A 19630-nucleotide genomic window follows, 5' to 3' on the forward strand; every position below is an offset into this window, starting at 1 on the left:
GGTTATGAGGGACTATCTCGCGAAATAGATAAAAAAATAAAAAATTTCAAGCTTATCAAAGAGAGTTTGTGGGGAGAAGGGGGGACTTCCTGCTCTTAAAGAGCAGGAAGTAAGGGAGATCTAGAAATGTATTTTAGCGCCAAAATCATAGTTATAACTATGAGATGAGGAGCGTAGTTCACAGTTACCTTCTGCGAAAATTTCGATGTTTGGTCTAACAGCGAATCTTCCAGAACCTTGAACGACCACAGCTTTGGTATCTAAGTTGGTGGCTTGTGTAGCCCAAGGAGCCAAGCCTCCAATTAGAAATAGTGTCATACTTTCAGGATCGATGCGAAATACATCATGGACATACATAGCGGATAGATCATAGGCGAGGAGTTCTCTAGGACATACTCCATGGATCTTAATCCCTAGGGGAAGAGCTAGGTTAGCTAGATATGTACTCGAGAATAAGCAGCGACGTAGTCCTTCTTCTGTGAATTTCCTTTGTTCAGAATATACTCCTTGGAGTTTAACAAATGGAGATATGTGTTTAAGTATAGAAGGGCATTTGCTCAGAGTATAGATGAATGTCGATCCTAGTTCTGTAGCTAAGGAATAGTTAGACCACATGCCTGTTGTTTTCGTTGTGTCTGTGTGATTTATTATAAGGTGGTTATTGCTATGGCTATAGCTTAGCTGAGCGTTTACAATAACAGGGATAGACGGAGATGCTTGAAGTTCAGGAGGGCAATCTGTAGATCCCCCACAAAGGAAGCGCAACATAGGTAGCGAGCCTACGTGATGTGCATAAAAAGATCCTGAAAGTGTTTGATGATCTACTTGACCATTAGCGTCATCTCTATCCTTACCAAATAGCTGGGAAAATGCTGCAGAAAATACATTGTCTGATAGTGTATGTTTATTCATACCAATGACATAGCCAGCATTGTTATGTTGGAAGACATAATTTTTTGCAGAGCTATTAGAATGTAGGAAGTTTTTAATTCCTGCAGCCCAGAATCCTTCAGAGGATAGAGAATTTGTTGCTAAGGACTCTACTGTTCTTTCTAAATTACGAATGTCTGAGAAATTTCCCCATAGAGTGTTAACCACTAAAGGAGTGGTGATTTCTTGAGCTCCTCCAAAAGGGATATAGCCTGTAGGTCTCCAATGTATCGTTGCTATTTTTGTCCCTAAAGTTGTAACGCCTGCATTTGTAGAACCTGGAATCGTTTTCCAATCTATAGTCCAATCGCCTTGATATCCACGATGCGAAGCGATATTTTTCCTAACTGCTTGGGGGATGTCTACTAAAGCAATTTTTGATATATCTTTATCAGAGAGTTGTAGGACTTCTTGATTTACGTCATAGGCAAGAGCATGATTGTCATAGAAGGTTTCATGATCTGCAAAAATACCTAAAGGTCCTTTAACAGTGACAGTATGAGCACTTCCTGTTGTGGAGATAGTTGCTGTTGTAGGATTTTTGAACTCATCAAGACGTAGCCAAAGTTCTTTAATATCTATATTTTCTTTAGTTTCTATACTTGACGTTTGATCTAAGATAACTTTAGATCCTGCAGTTTGTGTTAGAGATTTAGCTTCTAAATGCGCACCTTTTTCTAAAACCAAAGATCCTGCGGATAGAGTCAGAGGTTGTGTGAATTTAGAAATGTGTTTTCTCCTTTTGTGAGGACTCTCTATATATCTTCCCGAAAAGATTATAGATCCTGTGTAGGTGGTTGCTCCTGAAGTTTTATTAATTTCTAAATTATCAGCAGCTGTTCCTTCAACAACCACAGGATCATAGAATAGAATAGACTGAGATTCTTTAGCTTCTAGTTTTAAAAATTTCCCGTTAGCTCCTACATGAATTGCGTTATTTACCTTATTTCCTGCGTCAGTAATGGTATTTCCTTTAAAGATAATACTTCCGTCATCTGCAGATAGGCTAATCTCTCCAGATCCAGCAATGGAAATTGCCCCGCCTTTTTGCGTGGCGTGATTATTTTCAAATAGGGTAGCTCCGCCAGCTTTAAGGACGAGTTTCTCCGCATGAATAGCTCCTCCTGTAGTTGCTGAGGAGTTGTTTTTGAATATCATAGATTCATTTTGCTGAAGAGTTAGCGTTGCCGCTGTTGATCCTGTTTTTGCACAATGGATAGCTCCGCCTGCTGCTATAGAGTGGTTTGTATCAAAAGTTAACTTCTTATTTTCTTTGATAGTTGTTGATGCCACACTATAAATAGCTGCATTTCCTGTGGTTGCTTTTGGAGCAGCAATAAAGGATAAGATGTTAAATCCTGACATTGTAAGTGTTTTTGCATCAGTATTATTACTGATAGCAGCTCCTTTAGCTGTGGAAATGATATCTTCAAATATTAAAGAATAGTTTGCTCCTGCGAAGGTAATGTTCCCTGTAGAATTTTTAAAGCAACTTGTATTTGCTGGTGTTGTTGATTTAACATGTTGAATGGTTATGTCACCGGTGAGTGTGAAGTTAGTTCCTCCAGAGGCTGTTGTTTCTTTCGGAGTAAATTGTCCAGCTCCTGTAGAACCATCAAAACTCGTCGAAGATGGTAAGTCGGTAGCGTCTGCAAACGCCATAGATGCGGTAAAAGAAGAAAAGATTAAAAACCCGTAGAGAGAGTTTTTCATAGTATATTCCCTGTTGTTTTATAGGAAAAAATGTTTTCTGCTTTTAGGAGTGGGCATAACCTTAGCAGTTATGCCTACTCAAAAAAGCAGATTAATTCGGTATCAAAGGTGTCATTAAGAGTGTAGATCCCTGATATCAGGGATTTACACTGTTAAAAATGCACCCTACTGCCAAAATCCATGTTGTAGCTATAGGAGGAACGGCGAAATTCTACAGTTCCTTGAGCAAAGATATTGATGTGTGATGTAAGGGAGAGGTTGCCTGATCCTTGCAACAGAGCAGCTTGTTTACCAAGATTTGTCGCTGTTGTTGTCCAGGGGAGCAAGCCTCCAGATATTAATGAAGTCACACTCTCAGGATTGCAACGATAGAGATCGGCAATATACATCCCAGTGAGTTCATAAGAGAGACGATGTAGTGATTGTCCTTGGATTTTTAAACCAATTGGCAATGAGAGATTTTTTAAATTACTATTACTAAAAGAGCGTCGTTTTATTCCTTGTTCTTGAAATTGGACTTGATGTGCATAAATCCAATGTAATTTGATAAATGGAGAGATGTATTGGAAAAATGTATGGGAAACATCCAAAGCAAACGGTAAAGAACTTCCAATTTGGGCAGAATACCCGTAGGTATTCCATGAACTTGTTGTTCGTGTGCGATCAGAGTATTTTACTGTCATATGATTTCTACCATAGCTATAGCCTATGAGAGCATCAAAGTTGATAGGGAAGTCCTTAGGGATATTTAATAAGAATCTTGGTTTGTATGTTGATGTTCCCGCAAGGAAACGTGCAATAGGAAGTAAATATCTCGAGTGCTGAGCATATAATGATCCTGAGAAGAATTTATCTTTAGATTTTGCAGATCCAAAATCTTTAGATCTTCCAAATAGCTGACAGATCCCTATGCTAAATATATCATCTTGAGGAGTGTGTAGTTTCCCTCCTGCAATATATCCCGAACTCTTATGACGAAACCCATGGTTATTGTCAGTAGAGCCTTTACGGAAAGAGTTGGTGAGTGATGAAATCCAAAGGTTATTACCTGATGATTGAGCGTTGGTTTCTATAGCCTGTTGGGCAAAGCGTGTATCTAAAAAGAGATTCCATAAGCTATTAGGAACTAAAGATGAGCTAAACTCTCCTGTGCCTCCTACAAAAGGAATGTAACCAGAAGGTTTCCAAACTAAAGACATCTTTTTATTAGGTTGTAATGCAACGTTACCAATAACAATTTCAGGTTGTTCTTCCCAAGAAAGCGTCCATTTCCCTTGATATCCACGATGAGTTTCCATTGTGATCGTAGGAATGTCAGGAATATCATCAATAATAATGTTGTCCAAATGTTGTGCACCAACATTTAAACATTCAAAAGATAATGTGTTAGCCAAAGCTTCCTGATTATAAAAAATCTCATCATTGAGGTGCATAACCACAGGCCCACGGATATTAATAGCAGCACCGTCAGCAGTTGCGGTTAGTATTGCAGGAGCATTTGCGATATCTTTAAGATCTAAATGAAGATTCTTTATTGAGATATTATTGACGGTCTCTAATTTGGTTCCAGGATGCATGAACAATAGGGACTGTGGATTCTGCTCGAAAGATTTTGCCTTTATGCTTACTTCTTTTTCTAAAATTAAGGATCCTGCTGCTAGTGTAAGATCTTGAGAGAATGAGGTGAGTTTAGAAATAGGTGAATCTACATAAGATGTTGCTGAGGAAAATACAACTGTCCCTTCATAGGGATTAGCTCCGTTAGGGGCATTGATAGTTAAGCGATCAGCTATATCTCCTGTAGTAGTAATCGGATCATAGAAGTAAATGGATCTATTCTTAGCAGCGCGTAGCTGAAGAAACTTTGCTCCGTCTTCTAGATGAATAGCATTACGGATAGTTTGATTATTTGTGATTATGATATTTCTCTCAAAAGTCAGATTGCCATTATCTGCAGACAGGCTGATTTCTCCGTTAGCAGCAATGGCAATAGCTCCGCCCTTATCTTTAGTAACGTTAGATTGAAAAACCGTATTGCCTGCGGTAGATAGAAGCATTTTTTCTGCATAAATTGCCCCACCTGAAGATGTGGCTAGGTTCCCTAAGAAGAGAAGCTCACCATTATTTTGCATTGTTAATGTAGGTGATGTTGCGCCTACAGTTGTGCTTTTCTCACAACAAATAACACCGCCTTTCCCTGAAGATTTATTATATCCAAAGCTTCCTTCAAGATTGCTTTCTATTAACATGGAGCTATTTGAATAAATCGCTCCATTTCCTATTTCTGCTCTAGGGCACGCATGGAAAATTAATCTCAAACATCCCGATATGGTAAGAGTCTTAGCATCTGCAGTAGTGCTGATGGCAGCACCTTTTGCTGTTGATATAATATCATCGAAATAGAGAAGACGACGATTCCCCGTAAACGTAAGGTCTCCAGCGGAATTGGCAAAGCAGCTTGTATTTGCTGGATTTAACTTGCTTACGTTTAAGAACGAAATCGCACTGGATAGATTGTATGTAGTTCCGTCAGCATTATTTGTTTGTTTTACATCGAAAGTTTCACTAGAGGAGCCGTTGAATCCAGCTGCAAGATTGACAGTATCGGCATCTGCAAGAAGTTCGGTAGCAATGGACAAGGCAAAAGAGGAAAACAGTAAAACCCCATAAATAGAGTTTTTCATTAGTATTCCCTGCATATTTTGCGGCTCTACAGGACATAGGGGAAATCCGAAAATAAAGCAAGAGTTGCTATATAGTGATGTGGAAAATATGGGGGATATTCCCTGCTTAGGTTAAGCAGGGAATATTAAAAATCTTAGAAGCGGACTTTTCCACCAAGATCAAAGTTGTAGCTATATGCAGATCCACGAAGTTCGAATCCTCCGTGTCCAAATAACTCTACATGTTCTGAATAGGTAAAGTTATTAGCAGCACGAACTACAAAAGCATGACGAGCTAAGTTGGTAGCTTTTGTTTCCCAAGCAGCTCCTGTAACAACTAAAGAAGTTGCGCAGTGGGGATTATCCCTATAGACATCTGGAGAATAGGCAAGTGTAAGATCGAAAGTATCTTTGTTATTTGAAGATACATTTTCAAACTTCACTCCGATAGGTAAAGCTAAGTTCACAAGATGGCTATTTTCAAAAGAACGTCCTTCACTTGTAGGTTCTTGGAAGCTCTCCTGTTCACCGTAGATCATCTGTACCTTCATGAAAGGAACAAATCTCTCAAAGATGTAGGAATCAGGAAGCTCCATGGGGAAACTCCCGCTAATTTCACCAGCGAAGCAATTAGTTCCCCAGCTACCTTTAACCTCGGGATATGTAAGAGGTTTAGGAGAATAACGCTTTGTGTAGCGTGTTTTCATATCATTTTCAGCATGGCTGTAGCTAAACAGTATGTTGAAAATCATAGGAACATCTTCAGGAAGTTTCGCTAAGAACGAAGAAGGAAATTTCGATCCCGCTTTAATGAAGTAGGCTTGAGGATGTAGCATATGAAAATGTTCAAAGAACAAAGAACCCGCATACACATGTGTACGGTTTTTAGATACTACATAATCCTTATCATGATCAAAGAGCTGACAAAAAGCTAAAGAAAATAGATCTTCAGTTGGTGTTTGTACGCTAGCGCCTACAGCATAGCCAACACCAACGTGACGGTATTTCTTGCTTGTCGTTGTTTTTTTTCTGTGTAAGAAATCTGTAATAGCAGCTCCCCAAAGACCACGTTCGTGTTCTAAACCTGTAGCGCTTATGCTCATAAGTTGATGCAACGCGCGCATGTCCGTGAAAGATCCCCATAAGGTATTAGGAACTAACTGCGCTTGACGTTCAGGGTTGGGGAGATAGCCTGTTTCTGTCCAGGTTAGGGTGGCTAGCTGATCATTACTGGTTCCACTAGCCCAAGCAATAGTCCAATTTCCTTGATAGCCATAATGGGTTGATGGAGTTTGTGGTATGGAAGGAGTTTGTGGTGCTGTTGGTGCGGTAGTAGCTTGAAGTGTTATGGTATTTGCAAAATCGCGAGTTTTGGAGAATATGGGATACTCGTAACCGTTGCCATCTTCGTCAACAAAGCTTATAGCTGTGACAGTAATGTCTTGACTTGCGGTTTGAGAATAGACTTTAGCAGTCGAAGAGGGCGTAACCCCCCCCCCAACGAGGCGACGTTAACTGATAAATTTGTTAAAGTAATAGTTTGGCCATCAGTAGTTGGAGTTTGTAAGGTAGTGCCTACATCCATAATAACAGCAGAACCGTCTGTTTGAGTGAAGGATTTTGCTTCTAAAGTTACTCCATCTTTAAGAATGAGAGCACCGGAAGAAAGTGTAACAGGTTGTTTAAATGTTGAAGTTAGGTTAGCTGTTATTGTTTTTTCTGTAGTAGAGAGAGTTTCGCCTGAGAAAACAATTCTTCCATTATAGTTAGTGGAATTTTCTGTCTGGTTGATGTTTAACGTGGTAGAAGCTTCTCCATTATTGGCGATAGGATCATAGAAGAAAATACCAAATCCATCCTTAGCGCTTAATTTTGTGAATTTACCATTAGTTCCCAAATCTATAGAGTTTCTTTTTGATGTACTACCTCCTCCGTTAGTAGTGATTAGGGTATTACCGTCAAAGATAATATCGCCGGATTTCGCGGTTAAACTACACTCGCTGCTTGTATCATCTAGACAAATAGCTCCACCTTTAGGGGCTGTGTGGGTTACAGAATTATTTGCGAATATGGTTGTTCCACCAGAAGTAATTGTTAACTTTTTTGCAAATATAGCTCCACCGCTAGTTGTCGATGAATTTTCTGAGAAGATCAACTGAGAGTTACCTTCTAGTTTCAGTTCAGAAGCATTACCGCTACCTTCCTTGCAATAGATAGCTCCTCCAGAGGAAGTAGAAGCTCCTGTAGTTGAGTTCTTTGAAAAAACTAATCTATTGTTATTAGAAATTGTGGTGGTTGAATTTGAATGAATAGCCCCACCTTGTTTTGCAGAAGTATTTCCTGAAAAATTAATAGTTCCTGAGTTGCCTGTAATAGAACTAACCCCTGAAGCATCTATTGCGCCACCATTGTCTGTAGATTTATTTTCTATGAAATTAGCAGTTCCTGAAGTTCCCTTCAAAGTAAGTCCTTTACAAGAAATTGCCCCGCCAGAGGCTGAAGAACAGTTTTTCTTAAACAGAATATTAAAATCATTATCGAAAGTTGCAGCACCACCGGATTTAATAGCACCTGATCCTGTCACTCCTGGGGGGCAAAAAGAGCAGTTAAACATAGAGAACCCTGAGGCGGATAATGTTTTATCATTAACTGTTTCAATGGCACCAGGTTTGTTTGAGGCTGTGGTGATATACTCAACACATAAGGAATGGCCATTGCCTATGAATGATAAGTTCCCTGCCGTTTGAGAAAAACAGCTACTTGTTAAAGCTGTCGGATTTCCGGCATTAGTAATACACACGTCACCCTCGCATGTATAGTTTGTACCATCTGCACCTGTGGTTTCCTTGGGTTTAAATACATCATTACCCGCAGTGTTGCCATTAAAACTATCGTTAGAAGACAGGGTTTGATTTTCTACTTGAGCAAAACTCAATGAGGTCGAGGCAATTAACCCCGAAGATATTAAGAACCAGTAGACTGGATGTTTCATATTTCATGCTCTGGGTGATTTGAGATAGGCTAAAACGATCACAAAAATATTTAAAAGTCAAGGAGATTGAAGAGGGGTTCCGAGAGGCCCTGTCCCGGAATGGGACAGGGGAGGTGGATGGAATTAGAACTGAATCTTAGATCCAAGATCTACATTGTAGGTTCGAGAAGAGCCTCTGAGTTCGAAACCGAACTGACTGAAGATTTCAAAGTTAGAAGATAAGGAAAGATAATTTCCTGCTCTTACAATGAAAGCTTGTCTAGCTAAGTTTGTAGCTTTAGTTAACCAAACAGCTGTGGTTGGGCTAATTAACAGAGAAGTTGTACAATCAGGGTTGCTTCTTGCAAGATCCGGAGCATAAGCCAAAGTTAAGTTGTAAGAAGCATTATCATTGTCAGAGAATCTCTCAAACTTCACGCCGATAGGCATAGAGAGGTTTGTGAGATTACTGCTCTCAAAGTATCTTCCTTCAGTGCTACTGTTTTCTTTAAAATCTTCTTGGTGAGCATGAACCAATTGGAATCTTAAGAATGGTGAGTACATATCAAATAAGGAAGAATATTGAGATTCAATAGGCACAGTAGCTCCGAGCTCTACTCCAAAACAATCATTACCCCAATCACCCTTTATTTCTGAGTATGTTGTTTTTGGAGGAGCATAACGTTGAGTCATGTTGGTCTTCATATCGTTAGACGTATGACTATAAGTTAACTGTGCATTGAGTACTAACGGAGCTTGCGCACCGATAGTATTTTGTAGCAGTCTATCCCAGGCACTCCAGAATGAAGTATGCTGATAATAGATAGATCCTGCATAGATGTTGGAACTGTTTTTAGATACTAAGTAATCTTTATCTTTACCAAATAATTGGCAGAAAGCAGCACTAAAGATGTCTTCAGAAGGTGTTTTTACAAACGCTCCTAAAACATATCCAGCACTATTGTGACGAAACTTACGTTTCGTAGCAGTGCCGCTTTTGTGTAAGAAGTTAGCTAGACCTGATACCCAGAAGCCTCTTTGGTAATCAGCGCCATTGACACTAACATCCATGAGGTTTTGAATAGCTCGTACATCCGAGAATGATCCCCATAATGTATTAGGAACTAAGGGTCCTTGGCGTTCTGGATTGGGGAGGTAACCGGTTTGTGTCCATGTTAGATTAGCTGACTTGGTGTCAGTGCCATTATTCCAAGCTGTAGTCCAATATCCTTGGTAACCATAATGCGATGGGGGAAGATCTGGAGAATTAGATGCTACTGGTATAGTTGGTGTAGTTCCTGTTGCTGCTTGAATTGTCACTGCTGAAACAAAATCTCGAGTTTTAGAAAATACAGGATATTCGTAACCGTTACCATCGTTGTCAACGAAGCTTATAGCTGTAACGGTAACAGCTTTACTTGTTGTTTGAGAATGGACTTTAGCAGTTGAAGAAGAGCCGACCCCCCCCCCCCCGAATGAAGTCACGTTAATGGAAAGATTTGTGAGATTGATGATGTCCCCACCGTTGTCAGGAGTTTGTAGAGTAGTTCCTATGTCCATGATGACAGAAGATCCTGTTGTCTGGGTGAAAGACTTAGCTTCTACAGTTACGCCTTCCTTAAGAATAAATGATCCAGAAGACAAAGTCACAGGCTGTTTAAAATAAGAAGAAAGATTTTCCGGCTTACCGGTTTCTTCCTGTGATAGTTTCTCTCCTGAGAAAACAATTTTTCCTGTATAACTAATGGAATCGGCTGTTTGATTGATATTTAGTGTAGTAGCAGTATCCCCGTTATTTGCAATCGGATCATAGAAGAAAATACCAAATCCATCTCTAGCATTCAATCTCGTGAATTTCCCACTTGTATTTAAATCTATAGAATTCCTTTTGCTTGATCCTGAGTTTCCGGAAGTGGTTACAGTATTCCCGTCAAAGATAATGTTTCCGCGATCGGCAGTTAAACTACATTCACCACTAGTGTCTAAACAAATGGCACCACCTTTAGGATCAGCTGTTGCAGTTACAGAATTATTAGCAAATATGGTGGGGCCACCTGATGTTAGAATAAGCTTTTTTGCGTAAATGGCTCCCCCGCTAACTTGGGATGAGTTTCCTAGGAAAGTTAGCTGTCCATTACCTTCGAATTTTAGCTCCGGGTTGTTAGAAGTTTCACTACAATAAATAGCTCCACCTGAAGAATCTGAACTCCCGATTGTTTTGTTATTACTAAAGTCTATATTGTTGTTATTAATAATATTAGTTGTCGATTCAGAGTGTATTGCCCCGCCATGTTTCTGAGATGTGTTACCGCTAAATAATGTAGAATTCGATGAGTTTTGTAGAGTTAAACCTTTGCAAGTAATGGCTCCACCATTTTCTGTTGAGCAGTTTTGTTGAAAAAGAATCTTGGAATCATTGTCAAAAGTTGTAGTTCCCGTAGATTTAATTGCTCCTTGACCCGTTGTTCCAGGTGGACAGAAAGAGCATGAAAACATAGAAAATCCTGTCACAGATAAATTTTTACCTGCAGAAGTAGTCACTTCAATAGCGGCCGGTTTTGTTGTTGTATTTATATTTTCAAAACATAACGAATGATTGTTTCCTTGAAAAATTAAATCTCCCTGACTATCTGAGAAACAACTTTTGTTTTGAGGAGTACTTATATTTGCGATACACACATCCCCGGTACATATATATTTTGTTCCAGTGGCATTAGCTGTCTCTTTAGGTGTAAATGTAGCGTTTGGTGAGTTGTTTCCGTTATAACTATCTGATGAGGGTAATGTTATCTCTACGGGGGTTGCTAAGCTCATAGAAGTTGAGGCTATCAACCCCGAAGATATTAAGAACCAGTAGACTGGATGTTTCATATATTCATGCTCTGGGTGATTTGAGATTTCTTAAAACGATCACAAAGATATTTAAAAGTCAATAGAATTACATAGAGTGTTTAGAGAACCCCTGCCCGGAATAGGGCAGGGAAGATGAGAGAAATTAGAACTGGATCTTAGATCCAAGATCTACATTGTAGGTTCGAGAAGAGTCTCTGAGTTCGAAACTAAATTGACTGAAGATTTCGAAATTCTTGCTAAAAGACTTATAATTTCCTGCTCTTATAGCAAAAGCTTGTCTGGCTAAGTTTGTTGCTGTTGTTGTCCAAATAGCTCCAGTAGGATTGGATAGAAGAGAGGTTGTGCAATTAGGATTGCTTCTGACAATATCAGGAATATAAGTAAGTGTTAGATTGTAAGAAGAACGATTGTTTTTAGCAGATTTTTCATATCGTATTCCTATAGGTAAGGAGACGTTTGTTAGATGACTGTTTTCAAAATGTCTTCCTCTATCATTGTTGTGTTCTTTAAAGTCCTCTTGATGAGCATATACGAACTGAACTTTCATAAACGGAGCATATGTATCAAAGAAAGCGTAGCCTAATTCGATAGGTGCTGTAGCTCCAAGCTCTACTGCAATGCAGTCATTACCCCAATCGCCTTTAACTTGTGAATAAATAGTATCTTGAGGAGGAACAGTTCCAGGAGCATTTGTTTTTATCTCATTGGAAGCATGACTATAAGTTAGTTGAGCATCAAGAATTAAGGCTACTTGTAGACCTAAAGCTCTGGTTAATAATCTCTCCCAAGCAGCAAGGGATGAGATATGCTGATAGTAGATAGATCCTGTGTAGATATTAGCAGTATTTTTTGAGACGAGATAATCCTTATCTCGACCAAATAACTGACCAAATGCAGCACTAAATATATCTTCCGAAGGTGTTTGATTAAATACTCCCAAGAGGTATCCAGCACTATCGTGACGGAATCTAAGTTTTGTTGCAGTACCACTTTTATGTAAAAAGTTTGCTAATCCTGATACCCAGAAGCCTCTATGATAGTTAGAACCATTTGCATTAACTTCCATAAGGTTTTGAATTGCTCTTACATCTGAAAAAGCTCCCCATAACGTATTAGGAACTAAAGTTCCTCGACGTTCAGGAGAGGGAGCGTAACCGGTTTTGTTCCAGATTAATGTTGCGGTTTTTGTATCCCCGGTTCCTGCCCAGGTCACTGTCCAGTTTCCTTGATAGCCATAGTGAGTTGGGGGAACATAATTAGTCAGATTTTGTGCAGGAATATCAGGAGTGCTAGCTGTAGCTGCAGTAATTTCTATACCTGTGAAAGGCTTGTTTGTGGCAAGTATAGGGTAGTCATAACCATTACCATTATCATCAACAAAGCTAACCGAATTAATGGTAACTTTCTTTCCGGTTGTTGTTGCTTTAATTTTAGCAGGAGTAGCAACTCCACCATTGCCTAACGAAGCAACATTAATAAAGAGATTAGTAAGGGTTATACTGTCTCCATCTGCATTCGGAGTCTGTAATGTAGTTCCTAAATCCATAACAACAGAACCGCCCGTTTGTGTGAAAGATTTAGCTTCTAAAGTTACACCATCTTTGAGAATTAATGATCCTGCAGATAATGTGACGGGTTGTTTTAATGTTGAATTTAGATTTTTAGGTTCTTGTTTTTCTTGAGGAGTTAGTTTTTCTCCGGAGAAGACAATTTTTCCAGTATAGGTTGAATTCCCTTCTGACTGATTAATAGTTAAGCTGGTTGCTTGTGTTCCTGATGATGTCACAGGATCGTAGAAAAAAATACCAAAACCGTCTTTAGCTCTCAGTTGAGTGAATTTCCCATCAGTACCAAGATCTATAGAATTTCTAGTAGGTTTTTGATCAGCGACTATGGTATTCCCTACAAAAGTAATATCACCAAGATTCGCACTTAGACTGCATTCTCCTGCAGAATCTTTTAAGCAAATAGCACCACCTTTGGGTGAGGTAGTGTGATGTACAGAGTTATTAGAAAATAGAGTAGGACCGCCGGACGTAATGGTTAACTTATCAGCATAGATTGCTCCGCCGCTAGTTTCGGTTATATTATCTGAAAATATGAGATTTTTATTATTCTCTAATTTTAATTCTGGATGATTAGTAGTATCACTACAATTAATAGCTCCCCCGGAGCAATTGGTTGCGGAATGATTATTCGTAAAAAATACTTTATTATTACTAGAAATGGTAGTTGTACCTGTTGCGTAAATTGCTCCACCGCTCTTTACAGATTGATTGTCTGTAAAATTAGCAGTTCCGGTGACGCCTGTTAACGAGAAGGCTTTACAATTGATTGCTCCACCGTTTTCTTTAGATTGGTTCTTTTGAAATAGAACATTGAAAGTATTTTCAAATTTTACTTCTCCTACAGATTTAATAGCTCCTGCTGCTTGTATAGCTGATTTCTGTGATGGTGGACAGTAGGAACATGAGAAAGAAGAAAATCCTGAAATAAGGAGAGTTTTTTCAGCTGTTACATCAATAGCAGCAGGTTTTGGATTTCCAGTATCAGTAGTAATATTCTCAAAGCATAATTTACGCCAATTACCTATAAATGTCAGATCTCCCGCAGTCTGGGTGAAACAACTAGTTGTTAGAGGAGTTCCTTTCCCTGCATAGGCAATACAAATATCTCCACTACATCTATAGATAGTTCCCTCATTATTGGATGTAGATCGTGTTGTGAATGTTGCATTCGTGCCATCGTTTCCGTTGAAACTATTTTCGGAAGTTAAGATTTCTTCTGTTGCTGCGGAGAAGCATAAAGAGGTCGAGGCTATCAACCCAGAGGATAAGAACCAACAAACTGGATATTTCATATTTTTAGATCATAGATAGGTTTAGATAGACTAAAACCATCATAAAAAATTTTAAAAGTCAATGATATTGAAAGAGTTGGTAGGCCCTGCCCCGTGGTGGGGGCAGGGGAGGTGGAGGTGAGTTAGAACTGGATTTTAGATCCGAGATCTATATTATAGGTTCTGGAAGAGCCTCTGAGCTCGAAACCGAACTGACTAAAGATTTCAAAGTTTGGACTGAAAGATAAGTAATTTCCAGCACGGACAATGAAGGCTTGTCTAGCTAAGTTTGTCGCTTTAGTTAACCAAACAGCTGTAGTTGGGCTAACTAGCAGAGACGTCGTACAGTCAGGATTGCTTCTTGCAATGTCTGGTGAGTAGGCCAGAGTTAAATTATAAGAAGCACTATCGTTCGCAGAAAATCTTTCGAACTTAACTCCAATAGGCATGGAGAGATTCGTAAGATTACTGCTCTCAAAGTATCTTCCTTCAGTACTGCTATTTTCTTTAAAGTCTTCTTGGTGAGCATGAACAAGCTGGAACTTCAAGAATGGAGAATACATATCGAATAGGGTAGAGTATTGAGACTCGATAGGCACAACAGCGCCAAGTTCTAATCCGAAACAATCGTTACCCCAATCACCCTTGATCTCTGAGTAGACGACGTTTTGCGGAGCGTATTTTTTAGTCATATTCGTTTTCATATCATTAGAAGTATGACTGTAGGTGAGTTGTGCATTAAGGACTAACGGAGCTTGCGCACCGATAGTATTTTGTAGCAGTCTATCCCAAGCGCTCCAGAAGGAAGTATGCTGATAGTAGATAGAGCCTGCATAGATATTGGAGCTATTTTTAGATGCTAAGTAATCTTTATCTTTTCCAAACAACTGACAGAAAGCAGCGCTGAAGATATCTTCGGAGGGTGTTTGAGCAAAGGCTCCCAAGAGATACCCGACACTATTGTGACGAAACTTACGTTTTGTTTCTGTACCGCTTTTGTGTAAGAAGTTAGCCAATCCTGATACCCAGAAGCCTCTCTGATAGTCAGCACCGTTGACGCTAACATCCATAAGATTCTGAATAGCGCGTACATCCGAGGAAGACCCCCATAATGTATTAGGAACTAGTGGACCTTGACGCTCCGGATTGGGGAGATAGCCAGTTTGTTTCCAATCGAATGTGGCTGTTTGTGTGGCAGTGGTTGATCCTTGTTTCCAAGTTGTTGTCCAGTCCCCTTGATAGCCATAATGTGAAGGTGGGACATAGTTAGTTAGATTGTTTGTTGGTTTTGTGGCTGTTCCAGAACCGTTTGCTTTAGCTTCTATTGCCGAAAAGGATTGTGTTGTGGAAAAGATAGGATATTCGTAGCCGTTTCCGTCAGAATCGACTAGATTAATAGATTGGATTGTAACATTTTTGTCGGTTGTACCGGCTGAAATTTGTGCTGGTGAAGGGATACCCCCCCCCCCCCCAATGAGGCGGTATTGATGACGAGATCGGTTAGCGTGATATCTTCTCCTGAAGTGCTTGTAGCCTGTAGGTTAGTACCCAAATCCATCACTACAGTCCCACCCGTTTGTGTGAAGGATTTAGCTTCTAAAGTTACACCATCTTTAAGAACTAATGAGCCCGAGCCTATTTTTACTTTTTGTTTGAAGGTGGATTTGAGATTGTCCGCAACTTGTCTTTCTTCTTTAGTTAAACGTTCTCCAGAAAAGACAATTTGACCTGTATAATTAATAGAGTTTTCGGTTTTATTAATTTCTATTTCAGAATTAGCATCGCCATTAGAAATAGGATCATAGAAGAAAATACCAAAACCTTCTTTGGCATTTAATTTCATGAATTTTCCACCAGTACCTAGATCTATGGAATTTCTGACCGTTTTCGCACTATTCCCAGTTGTTATTATTTTGTTTCCATCGAAAATAATATCTCCGAGAGCAGCATTTAAACTACATTCACTACTTGAGTCATTTAAACAGATGGCACCACCCTTTGGATCACTATCTTTAGAAACTGAATTATTAGAAAATAAAGTAAGGCCTTCCGCAGTTAGTGTTAGCTTTTTTGTATAAATAGCTCCACCACTAGTTGAAGATGAATTTTCAGAGAAAATTAGTTTTCTATTTCCTTCAAATATTAATTCTTCACCGCAATTAATAGCTCCACCGCTATCTGTTGAACAATTTCTATTAAATAATATGTCGGAATTACTGCTAAAAGTTGAATTTCCTACAATTTTAATAGCACCTTTTCCATTCGATCCTGGAGGGCAGAAAGAGCATGAAAATAATGAAAAATTATTAACAGATAATTTTTTGTTTGACGCGCTTGCATCAATAGCAGCTGGCTTAGACGTCGTGTTGATGCCTTCGAAACAAAGGGAATAGCCGTTTCCTATGAATAGGAGGTCGCCTGCGCTCTGGGTGAAGCAACTGCTTGTTAGAGCTGAGGAATTGCCTGCATTAGCAATGCACACGTTGCCTTCACAGGTGTAGGTTGTACTTGTTGAATTGCTTGAGGTTTTCGGCGTAAATGTTCCATTTCCATTATAACTATCTGCAGGGGTCAAAGTTTGACTTTCTCCTTGAGCGAAGCTCAATGAGGTCGAGGCGATTAACCCCGAAGATATTAAGAACCAGTAAACTGGGTGTTTCATATTTCATGCTCTGGGTGAATTGAGATAGTATTAACCGATCATAAAAATAATTAAAAGTCAAGGGGATTGAGAGTGTTGAAAAGAAGAAGCCCTGCCCAGGTATGGGCAGGGGGGTGCTTTTTAGAAAGAGACTTTAGCTCCAAGATCTACGTTATAGTTTCTTGAAGAGCTTCGCAATTCGAAACCAAATTGACTGAACATCTCAAATCCAGATGTTAAGGCGATATGGTTACCTGCACGAACTATGAAAGCTTGTCTAGCAAGATTCGTAGCTGTTGTTAACCAAGTAACGTCATTAATAGCTAATCCTGTTATACAGCTTGGGTTATGACGATATACATCGGGTACATACACGAATGTAAGATCGTAAGCTGTTCTTTCTCCATAGACAAGCTTCTCAAACTTTATACCGATAGGTACGGAAATATTGAGAAGATCACTACTTTCAAAGACACGACCTTCGCTTGTAGGTTCTTTGAAATCTTCTTGATGAGCATAGACAACTTGCAATTTTGCAAATGGTGCATAGCTATCAAAGAAAGAAGAACTAAATATGGGAATGGGCACGCTAGTAGATAACGCTACGCCAACAGTATCATTACCCCAAGAGCCTTTAACTTCAGGATAGTCTGTATAGGTAGTTGTCATATTATTGCCGGAGTGACAATAGGTAATTTGAGCATCTAAGAAAATAGGGATTTCTTTAGAGAATCCTGAACAACAAGTGTTTGGTCCATTAAATAGTCTTGTTAGATCATCAAACTTACTTACATGTTGATAATAGATAGAACCTGCATAGATATTCGCAGCATTTTTTGCTACAAGATAGTCCTTATCTTTTCCAAATAGCTGACAGAAAGCTACGCTAAGAGTATCTTCCTTAGAGGTGTTTGTTGTTGCACCTAGTACATATCCGGAGCTGATATGACGGAATTTACGATTTGCCGCACTTTGATCTCTATGGAAGAAATTTCCCACTCCAGAAACCCAAAGACCACGACGTGTCTCTAATATGCTATCTACGCTACGTTCCATTACGTCCTGAATAGAACGTACATCCATGAAGGATCCCCAAAGACTATTTAATACTAAGGGAGCACGACGCTCAGGATTTGGAATGTATCCTGTTTTATTCCATTTAAAAACTGCTGTTTGCGTTTTAGGATTTGATGTAGTGTCTTTTACCCAAGCAACGGACCAGTTCCCTTGATAACCATAATGTCTTTCAGGAGTTCCTACAGTAGTGCTAGGTACGTTTGTTGTTGTTACAGCTCCTTTTGCAGAAAGTTGTATTCCTTGAAGAGATAACGCTTCATTTAGCTTATGATCTTCATAAAACTTCCCGGTAGGATCGATAACACCAATAGCCCCTGACAAAGTTACATTTTTAGCATTTGCATCTGCGACAACTACGGCTAATTTTTTTCCATCCAAAGAATTTGGATTGATGGCTAAGTTTGTCAAGGTGACGTCTTCTGTTTTCGCGGATAGCTTTGTTCCTGTATCCATGAGAATTCGAGAACCCGCTGTTTGCGAAACAGTTTTTGCTTCTACTTCAACACCATTTCTTAAAATCAGCTCACCAGCTGCTAATGTAATAGGCTGTGTGAATATAGTCTTTAAGTTGTCGGCAACAGCAGCTTCTTCTTGAGTATGCTTTTCTCCAGAAAAGATAATTCTACCATTGTAGACTTTATCACCTTCAGCTTTGTTTAAAGTGAGAAGATCAGCAGCAGTGCCTTCAACAACTACAGGATCGTAGAAGGTAATAGTTTTCCCGGAAGCAGCACGTAGATTTATGAATTTTCCATTGCCCTCAATGTTAATTGCGTTTCTTTTTATCGTAGCATTATTTGCTGTAGAGGTGAGGTTATTTTCAAAGGTAATATCCCCATGTTCAGCTGTTATACTACATTCTCCGTTAGCAGCAATACCAATAGCCCCACCTTTAGGTGATGCATTGGTAGCTTTGTTATTTGCAAATAACGTAGGACCACCAGAAGTTAGATAGAGCTTATCTGCATAAATAGCCCCGCCTTTTGCTGCAGAAGTATTTTCCTTAAAAATTAAGACTTTGTTATCTCTTATAGTAAGGGTCGGTGTCGAACCTGTTTTGCTACAATGGATAGCACCACCGCAACCATCTGTTGTTCCAGTAACAGCATTGTTGTTAAAAACAACAGAGCTGTTTTCTGCAATAGTCGTATTGCCTTCTGCATATACTGCTCCTCCGGAATTAACAGCAGTATTTCCAGAAAATACGATTTTTCCTTGGTTGTCTGAGATGTTAGTAACTCCCGTAGCAGCAATCGCACCACCTTTTTTCGCAGTCGTGTTGGTGGTGAAGCTAATTTCCTTGCTCGAGCCGGTTAGAGAAAAAGCTTTGCAAGAAATAGCTCCACCATCTTCAGCGGATTGGTTCTGATCAAAAAGAACACTAGTATTATTTGCTAAGTTTAATGCTCCTCCGGATTTCACAGCTCCTTTCCCAGTATTTACCGTAGCCTCTGGGCATTTTGTGAAACTTAGCTTAGAGAAATCTGTTAGAGTAAGGACTTTATCTGCAGTAGAAACGTTAATCCCTCCGGGGTTTGCTCCAGAGTTTACGTTTTCTATGGATAGGCTATGTCCGTTTCCTTTGAAAGTTAGATCAGCTGCAGTTTGAACAAAAGCAGCGGAAGCAAGAGCTGCTGTTTGTCCTGCATCTACAATAGAAATATCACTCTCAACGTTATAAGTAGTTCCTCCCGCAGTGCTTGTAGATTGCGGACTGAATGCTCCATTTGCATCGAGAATAGATTCTTGAGTTAAAGCCACTTCCGCATGCAATTGCGAGAAGTGAAAAGATAATGGTATCGTCAGGGTTGACGATATTAAAATCTTATATAAAGAAGGCCTCATTTTATACACTTGTGGTGAAATGAAAAAAACAGTTTCGTTAAATACTCATTAGTACAAAAGAAAGCAAGTCTAATACAGAAAAGACTTGACATGTTTTA

General features: G+C 39.3%; 9 protein-coding genes and 2 pseudogenes. All 11 read right to left on the minus strand.

Annotated features, from left to right (window positions below; genetic code table 11):
• Positions 1–120: 120 nt before the first annotated feature.
• Complete coding sequence (locus H9Q19_RS03870; protein WP_213240483.1) at positions 121–2643, minus strand: polymorphic outer membrane protein middle domain-containing protein; 2523 nt, start codon at positions 2641–2643, stop codon at positions 121–123.
• Positions 2644–2795: 152 nt separating this feature from the next.
• The gene (locus H9Q19_RS03875) at positions 2796–5327 is read right to left on the minus strand and encodes an autotransporter domain-containing protein (protein ID WP_213240485.1); all 2532 of its coding nucleotides are present in this window, start codon (positions 5325–5327) and stop codon (positions 2796–2798) included.
• 134 nt (positions 5328–5461) lie between these two features.
• Entirely contained in the window at positions 5462–6430 is a 969-nt protein-coding gene (locus tag H9Q19_RS03880; RefSeq protein WP_249324541.1) for an autotransporter outer membrane beta-barrel domain-containing protein, read from the minus strand.
• A gap of 138 nt (positions 6431–6568) precedes the next feature.
• A pseudogene (locus H9Q19_RS05390) lies at positions 6569–6745 on the minus strand (autotransporter domain-containing protein); the annotation flags it as partial.
• On the minus strand, positions 6727–8298 hold the full coding sequence (locus tag H9Q19_RS03885; RefSeq protein ID WP_213240487.1) for an autotransporter outer membrane beta-barrel domain-containing protein: 1572 nt from the start codon (positions 8296–8298) through the stop codon (positions 6727–6729). The pseudogene H9Q19_RS05390 and the gene H9Q19_RS03885, both read right to left, overlap by 19 nt.
• 123 nt (positions 8299–8421) lie before the next feature.
• Positions 8422–11148 (minus strand): autotransporter domain-containing protein, encoded by a 2727-nt coding sequence (locus H9Q19_RS03890; RefSeq protein ID WP_213240489.1) that lies wholly within the window; start codon positions 11146–11148, stop codon positions 8422–8424.
• A 124-nt stretch (positions 11149–11272) separates the two neighbouring features.
• Positions 11273–13990 carry an autotransporter domain-containing protein gene (locus tag H9Q19_RS03895; RefSeq protein ID WP_213240491.1) on the minus strand — a complete coding sequence of 906 codons (2718 nt, stop codon included), beginning with the start codon at positions 13988–13990 and terminating at the stop codon, positions 11273–11275.
• 122 nt (positions 13991–14112) lie between these two features.
• Positions 14113–15039, minus strand: coding sequence for an autotransporter outer membrane beta-barrel domain-containing protein (locus tag H9Q19_RS05370; RefSeq protein WP_249324532.1), 927 nt, complete (start codon positions 15037–15039; stop codon positions 14113–14115).
• A 156-nt stretch (positions 15040–15195) separates the two neighbouring features.
• Positions 15196–15444, minus strand: a pseudogene (locus tag H9Q19_RS05415) (autotransporter domain-containing protein); the annotation flags it as partial.
• Positions 15357–16631, minus strand: coding sequence for a polymorphic outer membrane protein middle domain-containing protein (locus tag H9Q19_RS05375; protein WP_407644854.1), 1275 nt, complete (start codon positions 16629–16631; stop codon positions 15357–15359). The pseudogene H9Q19_RS05415 and the gene H9Q19_RS05375, both read right to left, overlap by 88 nt.
• 120 nt (positions 16632–16751) lie before the next feature.
• Positions 16752–19532 (minus strand): polymorphic outer membrane protein middle domain-containing protein, encoded by a 2781-nt coding sequence (locus tag H9Q19_RS03905; protein ID WP_213240493.1) that lies wholly within the window; start codon positions 19530–19532, stop codon positions 16752–16754.
• Between the last annotated feature and the right edge of the window lie 98 nt (positions 19533–19630).

Source organism: Chlamydia crocodili, assembly GCF_018343815.1.
In the GTDB taxonomy this organism is placed as follows: Bacteria; Chlamydiota; Chlamydiia; order Chlamydiales; family Chlamydiaceae; genus Chlamydia; species Chlamydia crocodili.